We start from the raw sequence: 14,330 nt of genomic DNA on the forward strand, positions 1-14,330 counted from the left end.
GGTATGGGAAGGGGGAAGGCGGCGTCAGGAGGTGCGGCGGCGGCGCGCCTGCCAGACGGCACCGCCGGCCAGCACGGCGATCAGCGCGCCACCGGCGATCAGGCCGACGTCCGGGCCGGAGTCCGAGCCGCCGCCGGACGGGCCGGCCGGCTTGGCCGCCGACCCGAGCTGGTCGGCGCACCCGGCCTTCGGGAAGCCCGCGATGGCGCAGAGCAGGCCGTTGGCGTCGTAGCGCAGCGGCGGGGCGACGGCGGCCAGCACCTCGGCCGAGGTGGCGTTCGAGACGACGCTGGCGCACGCGCTCCGCTGCTCGGGCGGAGCCTCGGTGGAACCGGAACCGGAACCGGAGCCGGAGCCGGAGCCGGAGCCCGAACCCGAGCCCGAACCGGAACCCGAGCCCGAGCCCGAGCCGGAGTCGGCGGCGGTGCCGAAGTCCAGCACGACGGCGACCCGCTTGCGGCCCGCCTGCGCGGGCGTGTCCGCGCAGAGGGCGGCGAAGTCGCCCGCCGCCCGGGGCTGCGCGGCCTGCTGCCCGCCGTCCGGACTCACCGCGAACCGCCACCCGTCGACGGCCCCGTCCGGCGGCACGGCGACGGCCGGCCCCTGCTGCTGGTAGAGCCACCCGGCGTCGGCCCCGCGCCAGAACGACCAGTACCGGTACCCCGTCGCCGCCTCCGCCGGCGCCCCCGCGACCAGCAGGAGCACCGCACCGAGCAGCGGGACGAGAACGCGGCGGGCCAGGCGGACCGGGCGGGGTGTCACAGCCTCTGGCCGCGCTTGCGCTGGAGGCTGAGGAGGAGGCCGCCGCCGAGGCCGATGAGGAGGCCGACGATGATCGGCCAGTACTGGCCGATGCCGTCGTCCTTCTTGGACGCCGCCGTCGTCGGGGCGGGGCTGGCGGTGGCCTTGGGTGCCGGGCCGAGGGCGGTGAGCTGGGCGGTCAGCGGGGCGGTGTCGCGCTGGGCGGCCTGGGTGACGAGCAGGAGGCTGGCGGTGGCGGCGGCGTCGGTGCCGCCCTTGGTCCAGCCGGCGCCTTCCTTGGCGAGCCAGTCGACGGCGCCGGCGGCCTGCTGGGGGTGGCCGCTCTGGATGAGGCCGAGGGCGGCCCAGGCGGTGGCGTTGTAGTCGGGGGTGGGGGCGGCGCCGGGGGTGGTGAGGGTGAGGTGGTTGCCGCCCGCGGCGAGCTGGGCGGTGAGGTACGCCCCGGCGGCCTCGCCGGAGTCGGCGTGCGCGACCGGAGCAGCCGTGGCGGAGGTGGCGGCGGAGTCGCAGCCGAGGGCCTTGGGGGCGGCGTCGGTGCGGGCGGTGGTGGCGACCGGGAGGTGGCCGCCGGCGGCGGCGAGCGAGGCCTGGGCGCTGGCGAGGGTGTTGGGGGCGAGCGCACCGGAGGACGGGTCGGGCTGGTAGGCGAAGGCGCCGCGCTGGTCGGCGGGGGCGGCGCAGCCGAGCTGGAAGAGGGCGAGCCCGTCGAAGGCGTTCTTGCCCGTCCTGGCGACGCCGGCCGGGTCGGTCCTGGCGGCGAAGAGGGCGTTCACGGCGAGGCCGGTGGAGTTGGCGTCGCCGGGGCTGCCGGGGTTGTAGGGCCAGCTGCCGTCGGCGTTCTGGGTGGCCTTGAGCCACTGGACGCCCTTGTCGACGGCTTCCTGGTGCCCGCCGAGGGCGACGAGGGCCTGGACGGCGACGGCGGTGGCGTTGCTGTCCTCGGTCTTGGGGTCGCAGGCGGCGCCGGCGGCCCGGAAGGAGGGCCAGCCGCCGTCCTCGCACTGCTGTCCGGTGAGCCAGCCGACGGCGGAGTCGGCCGGGGTGGTCTTGGCCGCCGCGAGCGCGGTGAGCGCGAGGGACTGCCGCCAGACGCCGTCGTATGTCGGGTCGCCCTTGCCGTAGAGGCCGTCGGGGACGGCGGCGGGGGTGGGCGCGGGGCTGTCGGCGAGGGCCGGTCCGGCGGTGGCGCCGGCGAGGAGTGCGGCGGACAGGGCGGCGGCGCCCAGGCGGGCGGCGGTGAGCATGGTGGAGGTGTGCCTTTCGGTGAGCGGTGGTGGCCCGGCGGGGCCGTTCCGTAGTCCTCGACGGTGCCGGGCGGTGCGCGTGGCGGGCCCGGGCTGGCCGCTCGCCCCTCCACGGGCGGTCCGACTCGCCCGGGCCGTCGCGGGGGCCGGGCTCACGGTTGCGGGGTCAGCGCCGGATTCGCACCGGCTTCCCCCGGGGGAGGGACGGGATGAAGTTGTGCTGTCCGTCGACTTTAACCGCCGGGGGCGGTCGGCCCCTCCTGTCCGGGCAGGAACAGGTTCCAGTCAGGGCGGGGTCAGGGCAGGGTGAGCAGCCGGGCCGCGGTGTGCAGGTCGGCCCGGACCTCGGCGATCGAGGCGCGGCCGGAGAGCCAGGCGACCAGGGCGGAGTGCCAGGTGTGCTCGATCACCCGGACGGCCGCGCGCTGGCTCTCACTGGGTGGCCCGGACTGGCCGATGGCGTCCAGGATGAGCTGGCCGGTGGCGGTGCTGACCTGGTCCACCTCGGCGCCGACGGAGCGGTCCGCGAAGGACAGCGCCCGGACCATCGCCTCGGCGAGCAGCGGTTCGCGCTGGAGTGCGTGGAAGGCGCGGGTGAGCGTGTCGGCGACCCGCGGGGCCGGTTCGGGGTCGGTCGGCGGGTGGCGCCGGATGTGCTCCTGGAGGCCCTGCAACTGCTCCAGCATGACCGCGACCAGCAGGTGCACCTTGGACGGGAAGTACCGGTAGAGCGTGCCGAGGGCGACCTGCGCGGTCTCCGCGACCTCCCGCATCTGCACCGCCTCGTACCCGCCGCGGGCGGCCAGGGCGGTGGCGGCCCGCAGGATCCGGCGCCGGCGTTCGGCCTGGCGGGCGGTCAGCGGCGGCTCGCCCGGCTGCGCGGGGGGCGGGGTGGTGGGGCTCGTGGAGGTGGTCGGCGGCGGCAAGGAGTGCTCCCGGGGCGCGGGGGTGGCGGCGTGCTCCACAAGGTCGGCAGGGTCGGCGTGGCGGGAATCACCAGCCCTGGCTCCTGAGGGAAAGCTACGGGCCGGTATCTTCGAGGTCTCTCATTGTTCACATGGTCGATGACGAGTTCCACAGCCACTGAAACCTGATCTACTTTAGCGACCGGCGGCAGCGCCGTCGCCAACGCAGAGACAGCAGCAGCACAGGAATAGCAGCTAGAGATGAGGGCCCGAGGATGACCGCGCAGCCGCTGCGGATTGCCCTGCTGTCGTACCGCGGGGACCCCTTCTGCGGCGGTCAGGGCGTGTACGTGCGCCACCTCTCCCGTGAGCTGGCCAGGCTCGGCCACCACGTGGACGTGATCGGTGCCCAGCCGTACCCGGTGCTGGACGAGGTCGACGGCCCCGGTTCGGTGCGCCTGGTCGAGCTGCCCAGCCTGGACCTCTACCGCGCCGAGGACCCGTTCCGCACGCCCGCCCGCGGCGAGTTCCGCAGTCCGGTGGACGTGCTGGAGTTCGCCACCATGCGCACCGGCGGCTTCCCCGAGCCGCTGACCTTCTCGCTGCGCGCCCGCCAGTACCTGGCCCGGCACAAGGGCCGCTACGACGTGGTGCACGACAACCAGACGCTCGGCTACGGCCTGCTCGGCCTGGCCCGGCACGGCTTCCCGCTGGTCACCACGATCCATCACCCGATCACCGTGGACCGGCAGTTGGAGCTGGACGCGGCCACCACCCGGGTCAAGCGGCTGTCGCTGCGCCGCTGGTACGCCTTCACCCGGATGCAGCGCCGGGTCGCCGCCCGGCTGGACCACGTGATCACCGTCTCCGGCACCTCGCAGCGCGAGATCGCCGAGCACCTGGGCGCCGCGCCGGGCGCGATCTCGGTGGTGCCGATCGGCGCCGACACCCGGCTCTGGTCGCCCTCCGAGGAGATCGCCCGCGTCCCCGGACGGATCGTCACCACCTCCAGCGCGGACGTCCCGCTCAAGGGCCTGGTGTTCCTGGTCGAGGCGCTGGCGAAGGTGCGCACCGAGCGCCCCGCGCACCTGGTGGTGGTCGGCAAGCCGCAGAAGGAGGACGGCCCGGTGGCGGAGGCGGTGCGCCGCTTCGGGCTGGCGGACCACATCGAGTTCCGCAGCGGCCTGACCGACCAGGAGCTGGTCGACCTCTACCGCTCGGCCGAGGTGGCCTGCGTGCCGTCGCTGTACGAGGGCTTCTCGCTGCCCGCCGCCGAGGCGATGGCCACCGGCACCCCGCTGGTCGCCACCACCGGCGGCGCGATCCCCGAGGTGGCCGGGCCGGACGGGGAGACCTGCCTGGCCGTGCCGCCGGGGGAGCCGGACCGGCTGGCGGCGGCGCTCGGCCGGCTGCTGGACGACCCGCGGCTGCGCGCCCGGCTCGGCGCGGCCGGCCGGGAGCGGGTGCTGGCCCGGTTCACCTGGGCGCGGGCCGCCGAGCTGACCGCCGACGCCTACCGGGCGGCGATCGCCACCGGGGCCGGCGCCCGGGCCCGCTCCGGGCCGGGCTGGCGGTACGTGCCCTGAGTCGCTCCGGCCGCCCTGCGCGGCGCCCGCCCGGCGGCCCCGGCCGCCCGGTGCGGAGCGGTAGCGGATCGAACTGACGCGGCGTCAAGTCCGCTTGGTAGCAAAAGGAATGGGAGCCCTGCAGTGCTGACCGTCGATTTCTCGCGCTTCCCGCTCGCCCCCGGCGACCGGGTGCTCGACCTGGGCTGCGGCGGGGGCCGGCACGCGTTCGAGTGCTACCGCCGCGGCGCCAACGTGATCGCCCTCGACCAGAACGCCGAGGAGATCGCCGAGGTCCAGAAGTGGTTCGCCGCGATGGAGCAGGCCGGCGAGGCCCCGGAGGGCGCGTCGGCGGTCGCGATGGAGGGCAACGCGCTGGCGCTGCCGTTCGAGGACGACTACTTCGACAAGATCATCATCTCCGAGGTGATGGAGCACATACCGGACGACAAGGGCGTGCTCAACGAGATGTTCCGGGTGCTCAAGCCGGGCGGGCTGCTCGCCGTCACCGTGCCGCGCTGGCTGCCCGAGAAGATCTGCTGGACGCTGTCCGACGAGTACCACGAGGTCGAGGGCGGCCACATCCGGATCTACCGGGGCGACGAACTGCTCGGCAAGCTCAAGGACGCCGGCCTGGAGCCCTACGGCACCCACCACGCGCACGCGCTGCACTCGCCGTACTGGTGGATCAAGTGCGCGGTCGGCGTGAACAACGACAAGGCGCTGCCGGTCAAGGCCTACCACCAGCTGCTGGTCTGGGACATCGTCGGCACCCCGGTGATCAGCACCCTCACCAAGGCCGCCGAACGGGCGCTCAACCCGGTCATCGGCAAGAGCTTCGTCGCCTACGCGTCCAAGCCGCGGCGGACCGAGCCCGGGCGCGTGGACGCATGACCGCCGCCGTCCCCGAGGCACTGCTGCTCGACGGGGTGCTCGACGCCGAGCAGGCCGCCGGCACCGTCCGCAGCATCCTGGCCGAACAGCTCCCCGACGGCGCCATACCCTGGTTCGCCGGCCACCACCTCGACCCGTGGGACCACACCGAGGCCGCCATGGCCCTCGACACCGCCGGCGAGCACGCCGCCGCCGAGGCCGCCTACCGCTGGCTCGCCGCCACCCAGAACCCGGACGGCTCCTGGTACGCCGCCTACACCGACGGCGCCGTCACCGACCGGGCCAAGGAGACCAACTTCTGCGCCTACGTGGCCGTCGGCGTCTGGCACCACCACCTCAGCGCCGGCGACGACGCCTTCCTGGACTGGATCTGGCCCGTCGTCCGGCGCGCCCTGGACTTCATCGTCGGCCAGCGGCTGCCCGGCGGCCCGATCGCCTGGCGCCTCGACGAGGACGGCACCGCCACCGACGAGGCGCTGCTCACCGGCTCGTCCAGCATGCTGCACGCGCTGCGCTGCGGGCTGGCCATCGCCGAGTACCTGGAGGAGCCGCAGCCCGACTGGGAGCTCGCCGCCGGCCGGCTGGGGCACGCCATCACCCACCACCCCGAGCGGTTCCTCGACAAGGGCCGCTACTCGATGGACTGGTACTACCCGGTGCTCGGCACCGGACTGCGCGGCGACGCGGCGCTGGAACGGATCGACCGGGACTGGGACCGCTTCGTCGTCCCCGGCCTCGGCGTGCGCTGCGTCAGCGACCGCCCGTGGGTGACCGGCGGCGAGAGCGCCGAACTCGCCCTCGCGCTCTGGGCGATCGGCCGCTCCGACCGCGCCGTGGAGATCCTGCGCTGGATCCAGAAGCACCTGCGGCACGAGGACGGCTCCTACTGGACCGGGTACGTCTTCGAGGACGACGCCGTCTGGCCGGAGGAGCGCACCACCTGGACGGCCGGCGCACTGCTGCTCGCGGTCGCCGCGCTCGGCGGCGACCCGGCGACGGTCGCGGTCTTCGGCGGGGAGCAGCTGCCCGCCGGGCTGGTGGTCCAGGACTGCTGCTGAGGCCCGTAGCCGTGGCCGATGCCGGTACGGACGGCTGAGGCCCGTACGACGGTTGAGGCCCGTACGGGCAACGCGAAGGGGTGGGGCCGGAGAGATCCGGTCCCACCCCTTCGTCGTACTGGCGGGGGCGTCAGCCGCGCTGGATGCCCGAGGTGTCGGCCAGCAGGCCGACGGTGCCGTCCTGCAGCTGGGCGACCAGCGCGCTGCCGCGCTGCTCGACCGCCAGGTACCAGGTGCCGGGCACCAGCTCGCCGACGGGGGCGCCCGCCGGGTTGTCCTTCGACGCCAGCGAGCGCGGGGCCGGGACGGCGAACCAGAACGGTGCGAAGTCGGCCGCCGGGGCGGCCGGGGTCGGCTGCGGCTGCGCGGCCGGGACGGGCTGCGGGGCGGCGGCCGTGTCCTGCGGCTGACCGGCCTGCACCGGCTGGGCCTGGCCGGCCGCCGGGTAGCCGTAGCCACCCGGCTGGGCGCCGTACGCCGGGGCCTGGTTCGGGTCCTGGCCCGGGGCCGGGTAGCCGTACTGGCCGGGCTGCGCCGGCTGGCCGGGCTGGCCCGGGGCCGGGTAGCCGCCCTGGTAGGGGACGGCCGCCGGACGGTCGGCGACCAGCGGGGCCTTCAGCGCGGGCACCAGCGGTGCGGCCGCGGCCGCACCGGCCAGCACGATCAGCGCGATGAGGCCGAGCCAGGCGCCGAAGCCGTGCCCGAAGCTGCCGCCGGCCGGGCCGCCGCCCAGCGACCACAGCGCCGTCCACAGCGCGACGACGGCGAAGGCGATGCCCCACTGGTCCAGCCGCAGGCCGAGCACCTGGCGCCCGGCCGCGGCCTCGCCCTGGAAGCGGTGCAGCAGGATCAGCACCGCGGCGGCGATGCCGAGCAGGTAGATCGACGGCAGGATGGGGAACAACTGGGTGCTCCACGCGTTCTGCGACGTGTCGCCGCAGTACCGGCCGGTGCAGTCCACCGTCCAGTAGGGCAGGAAGGAGGCGATGAAGAGCAGGACGGCCGCGCCGGCGACGGCGGCGTCTCCCCTGGTGAGAGCGCGCAGATTCACTAACGTTCCCCTCGTTGACGTGTCGTGGACGGCGGTTCGTGCGGTCGGGCTGACCGGCCGAAACTCCCGAACGGACCAGAAGCCTAGGCCCAACCGCACCGCCGGTGCACGGCGGGACCGGGAATGGGGCGAAGTCGTTGCCAAAGGCGCGACCCGGGCGGCGCGCACGCCGTCCGCCGCCCCGGCCCAACTCCCTTACCGGGTGGTCAGATACGCCGTCAGCGCGTCGGCGATCCCCTGGGCCGCCCGCTGCCGCCACTGAGGATCCGTCATCCGTTTGGCGTCCACCGGGTTGCGCATGTTACCGCACTCGATGAACACCTTCGGCACCGTGGACAGGTTCAGGCCGCCCAGGTCGGAGCGGGTGTCCAGGCCGTCGCTCGCGGTGTAGTCCGCGTACGGCTCGCCCGTCGCGGCGCGGAAGTGCTCGCGCAGCAGCAGGCCGAGCCGGCGCGAGGGCTCGACGATCGCCGCGTTGTCCGCCTTCCCGGCCGCCACCTTCGCCGGGAGGATCACGTGGAACCCGCTGCCGCCCGCCGGACCGCCGTCCCCGTGCACCGACAGCGCCACGTCGGCGTGCGCGTCGGCGCCGGCCCGGGCGCGCTCGTCGATGCAGGGGCCCCACGGGCGGTCGCCGTCCTGCACCAGCACCACCGTCGCGCCGCGGGCGGCCAGGATGGCGCGGGCCCGGTGGGAGACGTCCAGGGCGTACTCGGCCTCGGTGTAGCCGGAGTTGGTCTCGGTGCCGGTGGTGTCGCACTGCTTGCGGGAGTTGCCGATGTCGACCAGGCGGTTGATCTCGGCGGTGTGCGCGGAGTTGCCGGGGTTGTGGCCGGGGTCGAGCAGGATGGTGCGGCCGGCGAGCGCGGTGGGGGAGACCGGGGTGTCCGACGGGGCGGGCGTGTTCGGCGTCTGGGCTGGGGCGGGGGTTCCCGGCGTGGTGGTTCCCGGTGCGGTGGCTTCCGGTGCGGTGGCTTCCGGTGCGGTGGCTTCCGGGGTGGTGGCTTCCGGTGCGGTGGTGCCCGGCGTGGCGGTTCCGGTCGGGGAGGTGGCCGGTGCGGCGGTGCCGCCCACCGCGGCGGAGTGGCCGAGGGACTGCCAGCCCAGCCAGCTCGCCAGGCAGAGCGGAACGGCCGCGCCCACCGCCGTGGTGGCGCGCAGCAGGGTGGAACGGCGGGGCGGGCGGGAGTTCGGGCCGGTCACGGGTGGATCAGATCCTGTCCTGGGTGCGCGGGGTGAGGCCGTACGTGTCGGCGATCGGCTTCCACTTCCCCGCGAAGTCCTTCTTCGCCTGGGTGGCCTGCGGGTTGAGCTCGTCGGCCCGCTTCTTGTCGGCGGTGTTCGGGGCCGAGCCCGAGCAGCCCTGGCCGGCGACCGCCCGCGCCCAGTTCGCGTACGCCCGGTCGATGTCGGCCGACAGCTGCCAGGCGGACTTCAGCGACGCCATCGCGTCCGCGCCGCCCGGCACGTCGGAGGCGCTCAGCCCGGCGAGCTTGCGCAGCAGTCCGTCGCGCTGCTTGGCGCCGTTGTCGAACACCTGCGCCGCGCTCTCGATGTCGGCCTTCGCCGGGCAGCTGCTCACCTTGGCGACCGCGCTGCCGATCGGGGCCTTCGCGCTCTCGCCCTCGGTGAGCAGGCCGTCCAGGGCCTGCGCCTGCGTCTTGGCGTTGGCGCCGGCACCGCTCGCGGTCGGGGACGGCGCCGCGGCGGACGAGGCCGGGTCGGTGGCGCCGTTCGGCGCGGCGTCCGTACCGGTGGGCGCCGGGCCCGCCGACGGGTTCCCGGTGGACGTCGCGGAGGCGGACGGCGGGGCGGGCGAGGCCTGGTCCTTCTTGTCGCCGCTGTTCCGGGCGGCCACCAGCAGGCCGCCGCCGACCGCCACCACCAGGAGCAGCGCGAAGCCGATCAGCAGCGGCGCCTTCCGGTTGCTCGGGCGGTCCTCGTCGTCCAGGTCCTCGTAGCCGACGGGGTGGTCGGCGGGGTGGTCGGCGGGGTAAGCGGCGGGGTAGTCGGGCTGTCCCTGGTACGGGACGTACGGGGGCTGCTGCGGGCCGGCGGGCGGCTGCGGCGGGTACACGTAGCCGGGGCCGGGGGCCTCGCCGGACACGTAGCCGGGGCCCGGGGTCTGCGCGGACGCGCGGGAGGGGAACGGCGCCGGCGGCGGCACGGACGGCGGCTGCGGGGCGGCCAGGTACGGGCGGGCGCCCAGCGGCGGGCCCTGGTCCCCGACGGCGCCGGCGGCGGGCTGAGCGGGGGTGGGCTGAGCGGGGGTGGGCTGCGCCGGGGTGGGCTCGGCGGGTCGCTGCGGGCCGCGCACCCAGCCGCCCGCGCCGCCGCGCGCGGTGGGGTCCCAGACTGCCGGAGCGGTGTTGTGCTGGTCCGTCATGTGCCGCTAGCCCCCACCGTTAGCCCCCACCGTCCGCCGATGCTCTGCCTGGTGCTGCGCGGACACCGTACCGTTCGAACCTCCGCCCGACAGCTCCGGCACGACGTTAGAGCATCCGTGCAGGGCTGTGGGGCCGCTCGGCGGATCGGGCGGCGGATCGGGCGGCGGATCGGGCGGTGGGCGGCTAGGGCGGGCGGCTAGCTCGCGGCGGTCCGGCGCAGGACGCGCAGCGAGCCCGTCACCGAGACCTCCTCGAAGCCCTCGGCCAGCGCCCGCAGGTACACCCGGTACGGGGCCTGGCCGCCGTCCGCCGGGTCCGGGAACACGTCGTGCACCACCAGCAGCCCGTCCGGCGCCAGGTGCGGGGCCCAGCCCTCGTAGTCGCCGGTCGCGTGCTCGTCGGTGTGCCCGCCGTCGATGAACACCAGGGCCAGCGGCCGCCCCCACAGCGCCGCGATCCGCGGCGAGCGGCCCACCAGGGCCACCACGTGCTCCTCCAGCCCGGCGGCGTGCAGCGTCCGGCGGAACCGCGGCAGGGTGTCCATCAGCCCCACCTCCGGGTCCACCAGCGTCGGGTCGTGGTACTCCCAGCCGGGCTGCTGCTCCTCCGAGCCGCGGTGGTGGTCCACCGTCAGCGCGGTCGTCCCGGCCTCCCGGGCGGCCGCCGCCAGCAGGACCGCCGAGCGGCCGCAGTAGGTGCCGATCTCCAGCAGCGGCAGCCCGGTGCGCCGCGCCGCCGTCACCGCCGCCGCGTACAGCGCCAGCCCCTCGTCCACCGGCATGAACCCGGTGGCCGCCTCGAACGCCGCCAGCACCTCGGCCGCCGGGTGGACACTCTCCAGCAGGTCGGACATGACGGTGCTCCTCGGGCTCGGGACGTGCGCGAACGCGTTCGACCCGGACCCTACTCGACGGTAGAGGGGTGGACCACAGCGGCCCTGGAACGTGTTCTAGTCGGGTCGGGTCGCCCGTGTCAGAATCGGGCCCGACCGTGGAAACCGAGCACACGAGGCACACCGGGAGCAGCCCCATGCGCGCAGCCGTCCTGCACAAGACCGGCCAGGAGACCCTCGACGTCCGGGAGGACGTGACGGCCGTCGGCTTCGGGCCGGGCGCCGTACGGGTCCGGATGCGCGCCGCCAGCCTCTGCCACTCCGACCTCTCGGCGATGAGCGGCGTCCTGCCGCAGCCCGCGCCGTTCGTCCCCGGGCACGAGGGTGCCGGGGAGGTCGTGGAGGTCGGTGAGGGCGTGACCGGCCTCGCCCCCGGCGACCGCGTGGTGCTCTGCTGGATGGCGCCCTGCGGCCGCTGCGCGCACTGCGAGCGGGGCCGCGGCCACCTGTGCATCGCCAGCCTGCGGCGGCTCGGTGCGCCCGGCTTCCGCTTCGAGGACGGCGGCGCGGCGGTCGAGGCCTCCGGGTTCTACGGCACCGGGGCGTTCGCCGAGGAGGTCGTGGTCGCCGCGGACGCCGTCATCAAGGTGCCCGCCGACCTGCCGTACGAGGCCGCCGCGCTGATCGGCTGCGGGGTGACCACGGGCGTCGGCGCCGCCGTCAACACCGCCCGGGTCGAACCCGGCGCCTCCGTCGCGGTGATCGGCGCGGGCGGGGTCGGGGTCGCCGCCGTGCAGGGCGCCCGGGTCTGCGGCGCCGCCCGGATCACCGTCGTCGACCCGGTCGTCTCGCGCCGCGAGCGGGCACTGGCCTTCGGTGCGACCGAGGCGATCGCCCCCGAGGACCTCAAGGCGACGGCGAAGGGCCTGCCCGGCGGCGGCTTCGACTACGTCTTCGAGGCCGTCGGCCGGTCCGCGACCGTCCGGGCCGGCTACGACGCGGCCCGACGCGGCGGCGCGGTCGTGGTGATCGGCGCCGGCGCGCAGGACGACCTCGCGCAGTTCACCATGGGCGAGCTGTTCTTCAACGAGAAGCGCCTGCTGCCCTCGCTCTACGGCGGGGCGCCGGTGGCCCGCACCATCGCCCTGGTCGTCGACCTGTGGCGGGCCGGGCGGATCGACCTCGACGGCATGATCAGCCACCGCGTCGACCTGTCGGACGTCAACGAGGCGATCGCCCAGATGCGCAGCGGCGAGGCGCTGCGGACGGTCGTGACGCTGGGGCGCTGAGCCGCGCGCCCTCCCCGAACCCGGGACCCCGAACCCAGGACCCAGGACCCGGGACCCCGAACCCAGGACCCAGGACCCGGGACCCCGAACCCAGGACCCAGGACGCGACGAGGGCCCGCCGGGGGGTGCTCCCCCCGACGGGCCCTCCCGGTGTGGGTGTGCTCAGCCCCGGTCCGCCGCGGCGCGGTGCCGGCCGTGCGGGTCGGCCTCGGGCTTGTCGTCGGCGGCGGACCGGCCCCGGTGCCGGCCGTGCGACGAGGCGTCCCAGGCGGTGCTCTCGTCGGCGTCGGTCCCGTTGGCCGTGGGTCCGGTGGTGTCGGTGAGGGTGTCGGACATCAGAAATCGTCTTTTCCGTGCGGAGGGTGCAGGTCATCGGCGCCCGGCCGGCGCTTGGCGGCGCGCGGTCGGGTCCCCGATCGGGCGCTCGGTACGCGCCACAGCCGGTGATCGCGGCCCGTGCCCCGGCCACCATAACGGCCGGAACGGACGAGATCCTATCGAGATCATGACGCGCGACCTGCCGTCGAACCCAGCCAGTGACCGACCAACTCGCGGTACAGCGGGGACAGCACCTGAAGATCGCCGTGCCGGGCGAGCACCCCCCGCCCGCCGTCCAGCAGCAGCACCCGGTCCGCGCGCAGGGCCGAGCTGATCCGGTGCGCGACCACGACGAGAGTCCCGGGCCGGGCGGCGAACGCCCGCTCGACCCGCTCCTCCGTACGAGGGTCCAGGTGGCAGGTCGCCTCGTCCAGCACCACGACCGGCGCCGGCGACAGATACGTCCGCACCAGCGCGAGCAACTGCCGCTCCCCGCCCGACAACACGCCCGGATCGCGCAGGACGGCCTCCGGGCCGCCCAGCCGCGCGACCAGTCGATCGGCCCCCAGCAAGCTGACGGCACGGGCGAGTTGCTCCTCCGTGACCTCCGGGGAGAGCCAGGTCAGGTTGGACCGCACCGGCCCCGGAAACACGTACGCCTCCTGCGGCACCAGCGCCACCAGCCGCGCCCGCGCCGCCCCCGCCAGCCCGTCCGGCCGCACCCCGCCCACCGACACGGCCCCGCCCGCCGGCGCCAGCACCCCGGCCAGCAGGGCCGCCAGCGTCGACTTCCCCGCCCCGCTCACCCCCACCACGGCCACGTGCTCCCCGGGCCCGAACCCGAACTCCAGGCCCTCCAGCACCGGCGCCCCGGCCCCGCCGTGCCCGAACCCCAACCCGCTGACCCGCACCTCCGGCTCCTGCCCCGGGGCTCTCCCGGGCAGCGTGCTGGGGGCGGCGTCCGCCGGGGGGTCGATCGTGGTGGCGGCCAGGCGGTCCAGGACGACGGCGAGGTTGAGCAGCCAGCCGCCGACCGTCCCCGCCAACGTCCTGACCGCCGGGTCGAGTTGCTGCAGCAGATAGGTCGCGACGCCGAGCAGTTCGCCGGGGGTCAGGGCCTCGCGGGCGAGCAGCCACGGCGCGGCGGCGAGAACGGCCAGGACGGGCAGCCGACCGCCGAGGGCCACGACCAGCGCGCGCAGGGCCGAAGCCCGGCCCAGGGCGCGGGCGGCGGCGGCGCTCGCCCGGGCGGCCCCGGTCAGCGCCTCGGCGACCTGCTCCCGGGTGCCCGTGGCCTGCACGTCGCGCAACCCGTGCAGCGCCCGCCCCGCCTCGGCAGCCAGCCGCTCCTCGGCGAGCACGACCGCCCTCCGCCGCGCCACCAGCGGGCGCAGCAGACGGAAGAAGAGGAATCCGGCGGCGAGCAGCGGCAGCAGGACCAGCGGCAGGACGGCGGGCGCCAGCAGCGCCAGGCCGGCCAGGGCGGCGACCAGGGTGACCCCGACGCCGCGCAGGGTGCGTAGCAGAGTGGCGGTCAACTGCCGTGCGGACTCCACCTGTTCGGCGAGCCGGGCGACCTCGGCCGGATCCGCCGACGGCCGGGCGAGCGCGCTGTGGACCACCCGCTCGACCAGGGCGTCCCGTAACGGCTCCACCACCCCCGCCAGGTGCGGGAACCCGGCCCGCGCCGCGTAGGCCCGGACGGCCATCGCGGCGCCGAACCCGGCCAGCCAGGCCACCCCGGCCCCCGGCCGCCCGGCCAGGAACCCCTGGTCGACGGCGGCCGAGACGAACAGCCCGGACAGCAGCGGCGGCAGCGCCTCCACCCCGGACCAGCCGAGCAGGCGGAGCAGCGGCCCGCGCGTGACGGCCAGTTGCCGGAACAGCAGCGCCCATCCGGGGGAGGCGGACGCGGGAAGTCGGCGCCGCCGACTTCCGGTGCCGGGCATTCGGCCCGCGCCGGGCCGGCGCGGGGCCCCGGCCGTTGCGGGCCGTCGGCGATGCCGACTTCTCGTGCCGGGCGCC

Annotated in this window: 13 protein-coding genes and 1 riboswitch; of the genes, 4 read left to right on the forward strand and 9 right to left on the reverse strand. The window is 75.8% G+C overall.

From position 1 onward, the window contains the following. Positions 1 to 24: 24 nt before the first annotated feature. From ACFVX9_RS22360 to ACFVX9_RS22370, 3 genes are all read right to left on the reverse strand, one after another. Complete coding sequence (locus ACFVX9_RS22360; RefSeq protein ID WP_387983143.1) at positions 25 to 762, reverse strand: SCO2322 family protein; 738 nt, start codon at positions 760 to 762, stop codon at positions 25 to 27. After that, positions 759 to 2,006, reverse strand: a complete 1,248-nt coding sequence (locus ACFVX9_RS22365) for a prenyltransferase/squalene oxidase repeat-containing protein (protein ID WP_387983144.1) — start codon at positions 2,004 to 2,006, stop codon at positions 759 to 761. Before ACFVX9_RS22365 ends, ACFVX9_RS22360 begins: the two co-directional genes overlap by 4 nt. Positions 2,007 to 2,123: 117 nt before the next feature. Then, a riboswitch (cobalamin riboswitch) is annotated at positions 2,124 to 2,199 on the reverse strand. 103 nt (positions 2,200 to 2,302) lie between these two features. After that, positions 2,303 to 2,932: a TetR family transcriptional regulator gene (locus ACFVX9_RS22370; protein WP_063351068.1), complete on the reverse strand. Its 630-nt coding sequence runs from the start codon at positions 2,930 to 2,932 to the stop codon at positions 2,303 to 2,305. Between the two features lie 254 nt (positions 2,933 to 3,186). Between ACFVX9_RS22370 and ACFVX9_RS22375 the strand changes: the two genes are divergently transcribed. The 3 genes from ACFVX9_RS22375 to ACFVX9_RS22385 all read left to right on the forward strand — a co-directional run bounded on the left by ACFVX9_RS22375 (position 3,187) and on the right by ACFVX9_RS22385 (position 6,428). Further along, the gene (locus ACFVX9_RS22375) at positions 3,187 to 4,497 is read left to right on the forward strand and encodes a glycosyltransferase family 4 protein (protein WP_079135554.1); all 1,311 of its coding nucleotides are present in this window, start codon (positions 3,187 to 3,189) and stop codon (positions 4,495 to 4,497) included. A 123-nt stretch (positions 4,498 to 4,620) separates the two neighbouring features. Further along, the gene (locus ACFVX9_RS22380; protein WP_363372252.1) at positions 4,621 to 5,370 is read left to right on the forward strand and encodes a methyltransferase domain-containing protein; all 750 of its coding nucleotides are present in this window, start codon (positions 4,621 to 4,623) and stop codon (positions 5,368 to 5,370) included. Further along, positions 5,367 to 6,428: a hypothetical protein gene (locus ACFVX9_RS22385; protein WP_063347384.1), complete on the forward strand. Its 1,062-nt coding sequence runs from the start codon at positions 5,367 to 5,369 to the stop codon at positions 6,426 to 6,428. Before ACFVX9_RS22380 ends, ACFVX9_RS22385 begins: the two co-directional genes overlap by 4 nt. 130 nt (positions 6,429 to 6,558) lie before the next feature. Here ACFVX9_RS22385 and ACFVX9_RS22390 read toward each other — a convergent pair whose 3' ends face one another. The 4 genes from ACFVX9_RS22390 to ACFVX9_RS22405 form a co-directional block, all read right to left on the reverse strand. Then, a complete protein-coding gene (locus tag ACFVX9_RS22390) occupies positions 6,559 to 7,479 on the reverse strand; it encodes a hypothetical protein (RefSeq protein WP_380337482.1) in 921 nt (306 codons plus the stop codon). Between the two features lie 195 nt (positions 7,480 to 7,674). Next, on the reverse strand, positions 7,675 to 8,682 hold the full coding sequence (locus tag ACFVX9_RS22395) for an N-acetylmuramoyl-L-alanine amidase (RefSeq protein WP_387983147.1): 1,008 nt from the start codon (positions 8,680 to 8,682) through the stop codon (positions 7,675 to 7,677). A 7-nt stretch (positions 8,683 to 8,689) separates the two neighbouring features. Then, on the reverse strand, positions 8,690 to 9,865 hold the full coding sequence (locus ACFVX9_RS22400) for a hypothetical protein (RefSeq protein ID WP_387983148.1): 1,176 nt from the start codon (positions 9,863 to 9,865) through the stop codon (positions 8,690 to 8,692). Between the two features lie 197 nt (positions 9,866 to 10,062). Next, a complete protein-coding gene (locus ACFVX9_RS22405) occupies positions 10,063 to 10,719 on the reverse strand; it encodes a class I SAM-dependent methyltransferase (protein ID WP_387983150.1) in 657 nt (218 codons plus the stop codon). A gap of 176 nt (positions 10,720 to 10,895) precedes the next feature. Here ACFVX9_RS22405 and ACFVX9_RS22410 point away from each other — a divergent pair, with 176 nt between their 5' ends. After that, complete coding sequence (locus tag ACFVX9_RS22410) at positions 10,896 to 11,987, forward strand: alcohol dehydrogenase catalytic domain-containing protein (RefSeq protein ID WP_387983152.1); 1,092 nt, start codon at positions 10,896 to 10,898, stop codon at positions 11,985 to 11,987. 162 nt (positions 11,988 to 12,149) lie between these two features. On the opposite strand, the gene ACFVX9_RS22415 is transcribed toward ACFVX9_RS22410, so the two are convergent. Together ACFVX9_RS22415 and ACFVX9_RS22420 are read right to left on the reverse strand one after the other, a co-directional pair. Further along, positions 12,150 to 12,323 (reverse strand): hypothetical protein, encoded by a 174-nt coding sequence (locus ACFVX9_RS22415; protein ID WP_363372238.1) that lies wholly within the window; start codon positions 12,321 to 12,323, stop codon positions 12,150 to 12,152. A gap of 167 nt (positions 12,324 to 12,490) precedes the next feature. Further along, positions 12,491 to 14,254, reverse strand: coding sequence for an ATP-binding cassette domain-containing protein (locus ACFVX9_RS22420; RefSeq protein ID WP_387983153.1), 1,764 nt, complete (start codon positions 14,252 to 14,254; stop codon positions 12,491 to 12,493). Positions 14,255 to 14,330: the final 76 nt, after the last annotated feature.

The sequence above is a fragment of the Kitasatospora sp. NPDC058243 genome (assembly GCF_042882025.1).
Lineage (GTDB): Bacteria > Actinomycetota > Actinomycetes > Streptomycetales > Streptomycetaceae > Kitasatospora.

Bases quoted from the DNA above. Each gene is read 5' to 3' on its own strand.
- ACFVX9_RS22365 (WP_387983144.1), bottom strand. From the start codon at position 2,006: ATGCTCACCGCCGCCCGCCTGGGCGCCGCCGCCCTGTCCGCCGCACTC.
- ACFVX9_RS22420 (WP_387983153.1), bottom strand. From the start codon at position 14,254: ATGCCCGGCACCGGAAGTCGGCGGCGCCGACTTCCCGCGTCCGCCTCC.
- ACFVX9_RS22405 (WP_387983150.1), bottom strand. From the start codon at position 10,719: ATGTCCGACCTGCTGGAGAGTGTCCACCCGGCGGCCGAGGTGCTGGCG.
- ACFVX9_RS22410 (WP_387983152.1), top strand. From the start codon at position 10,896: ATGCGCGCAGCCGTCCTGCACAAGACCGGCCAGGAGACCCTCGACGTC.
- ACFVX9_RS22385 (WP_063347384.1), top strand. From the start codon at position 5,367: ATGACCGCCGCCGTCCCCGAGGCACTGCTGCTCGACGGGGTGCTCGAC.
- ACFVX9_RS22400 (WP_387983148.1), bottom strand. From the start codon at position 9,865: ATGACGGACCAGCACAACACCGCTCCGGCAGTCTGGGACCCCACCGCG.
- ACFVX9_RS22375 (WP_079135554.1), top strand. From the start codon at position 3,187: ATGACCGCGCAGCCGCTGCGGATTGCCCTGCTGTCGTACCGCGGGGAC.
- ACFVX9_RS22415 (WP_363372238.1), bottom strand. From the start codon at position 12,323: ATGTCCGACACCCTCACCGACACCACCGGACCCACGGCCAACGGGACC.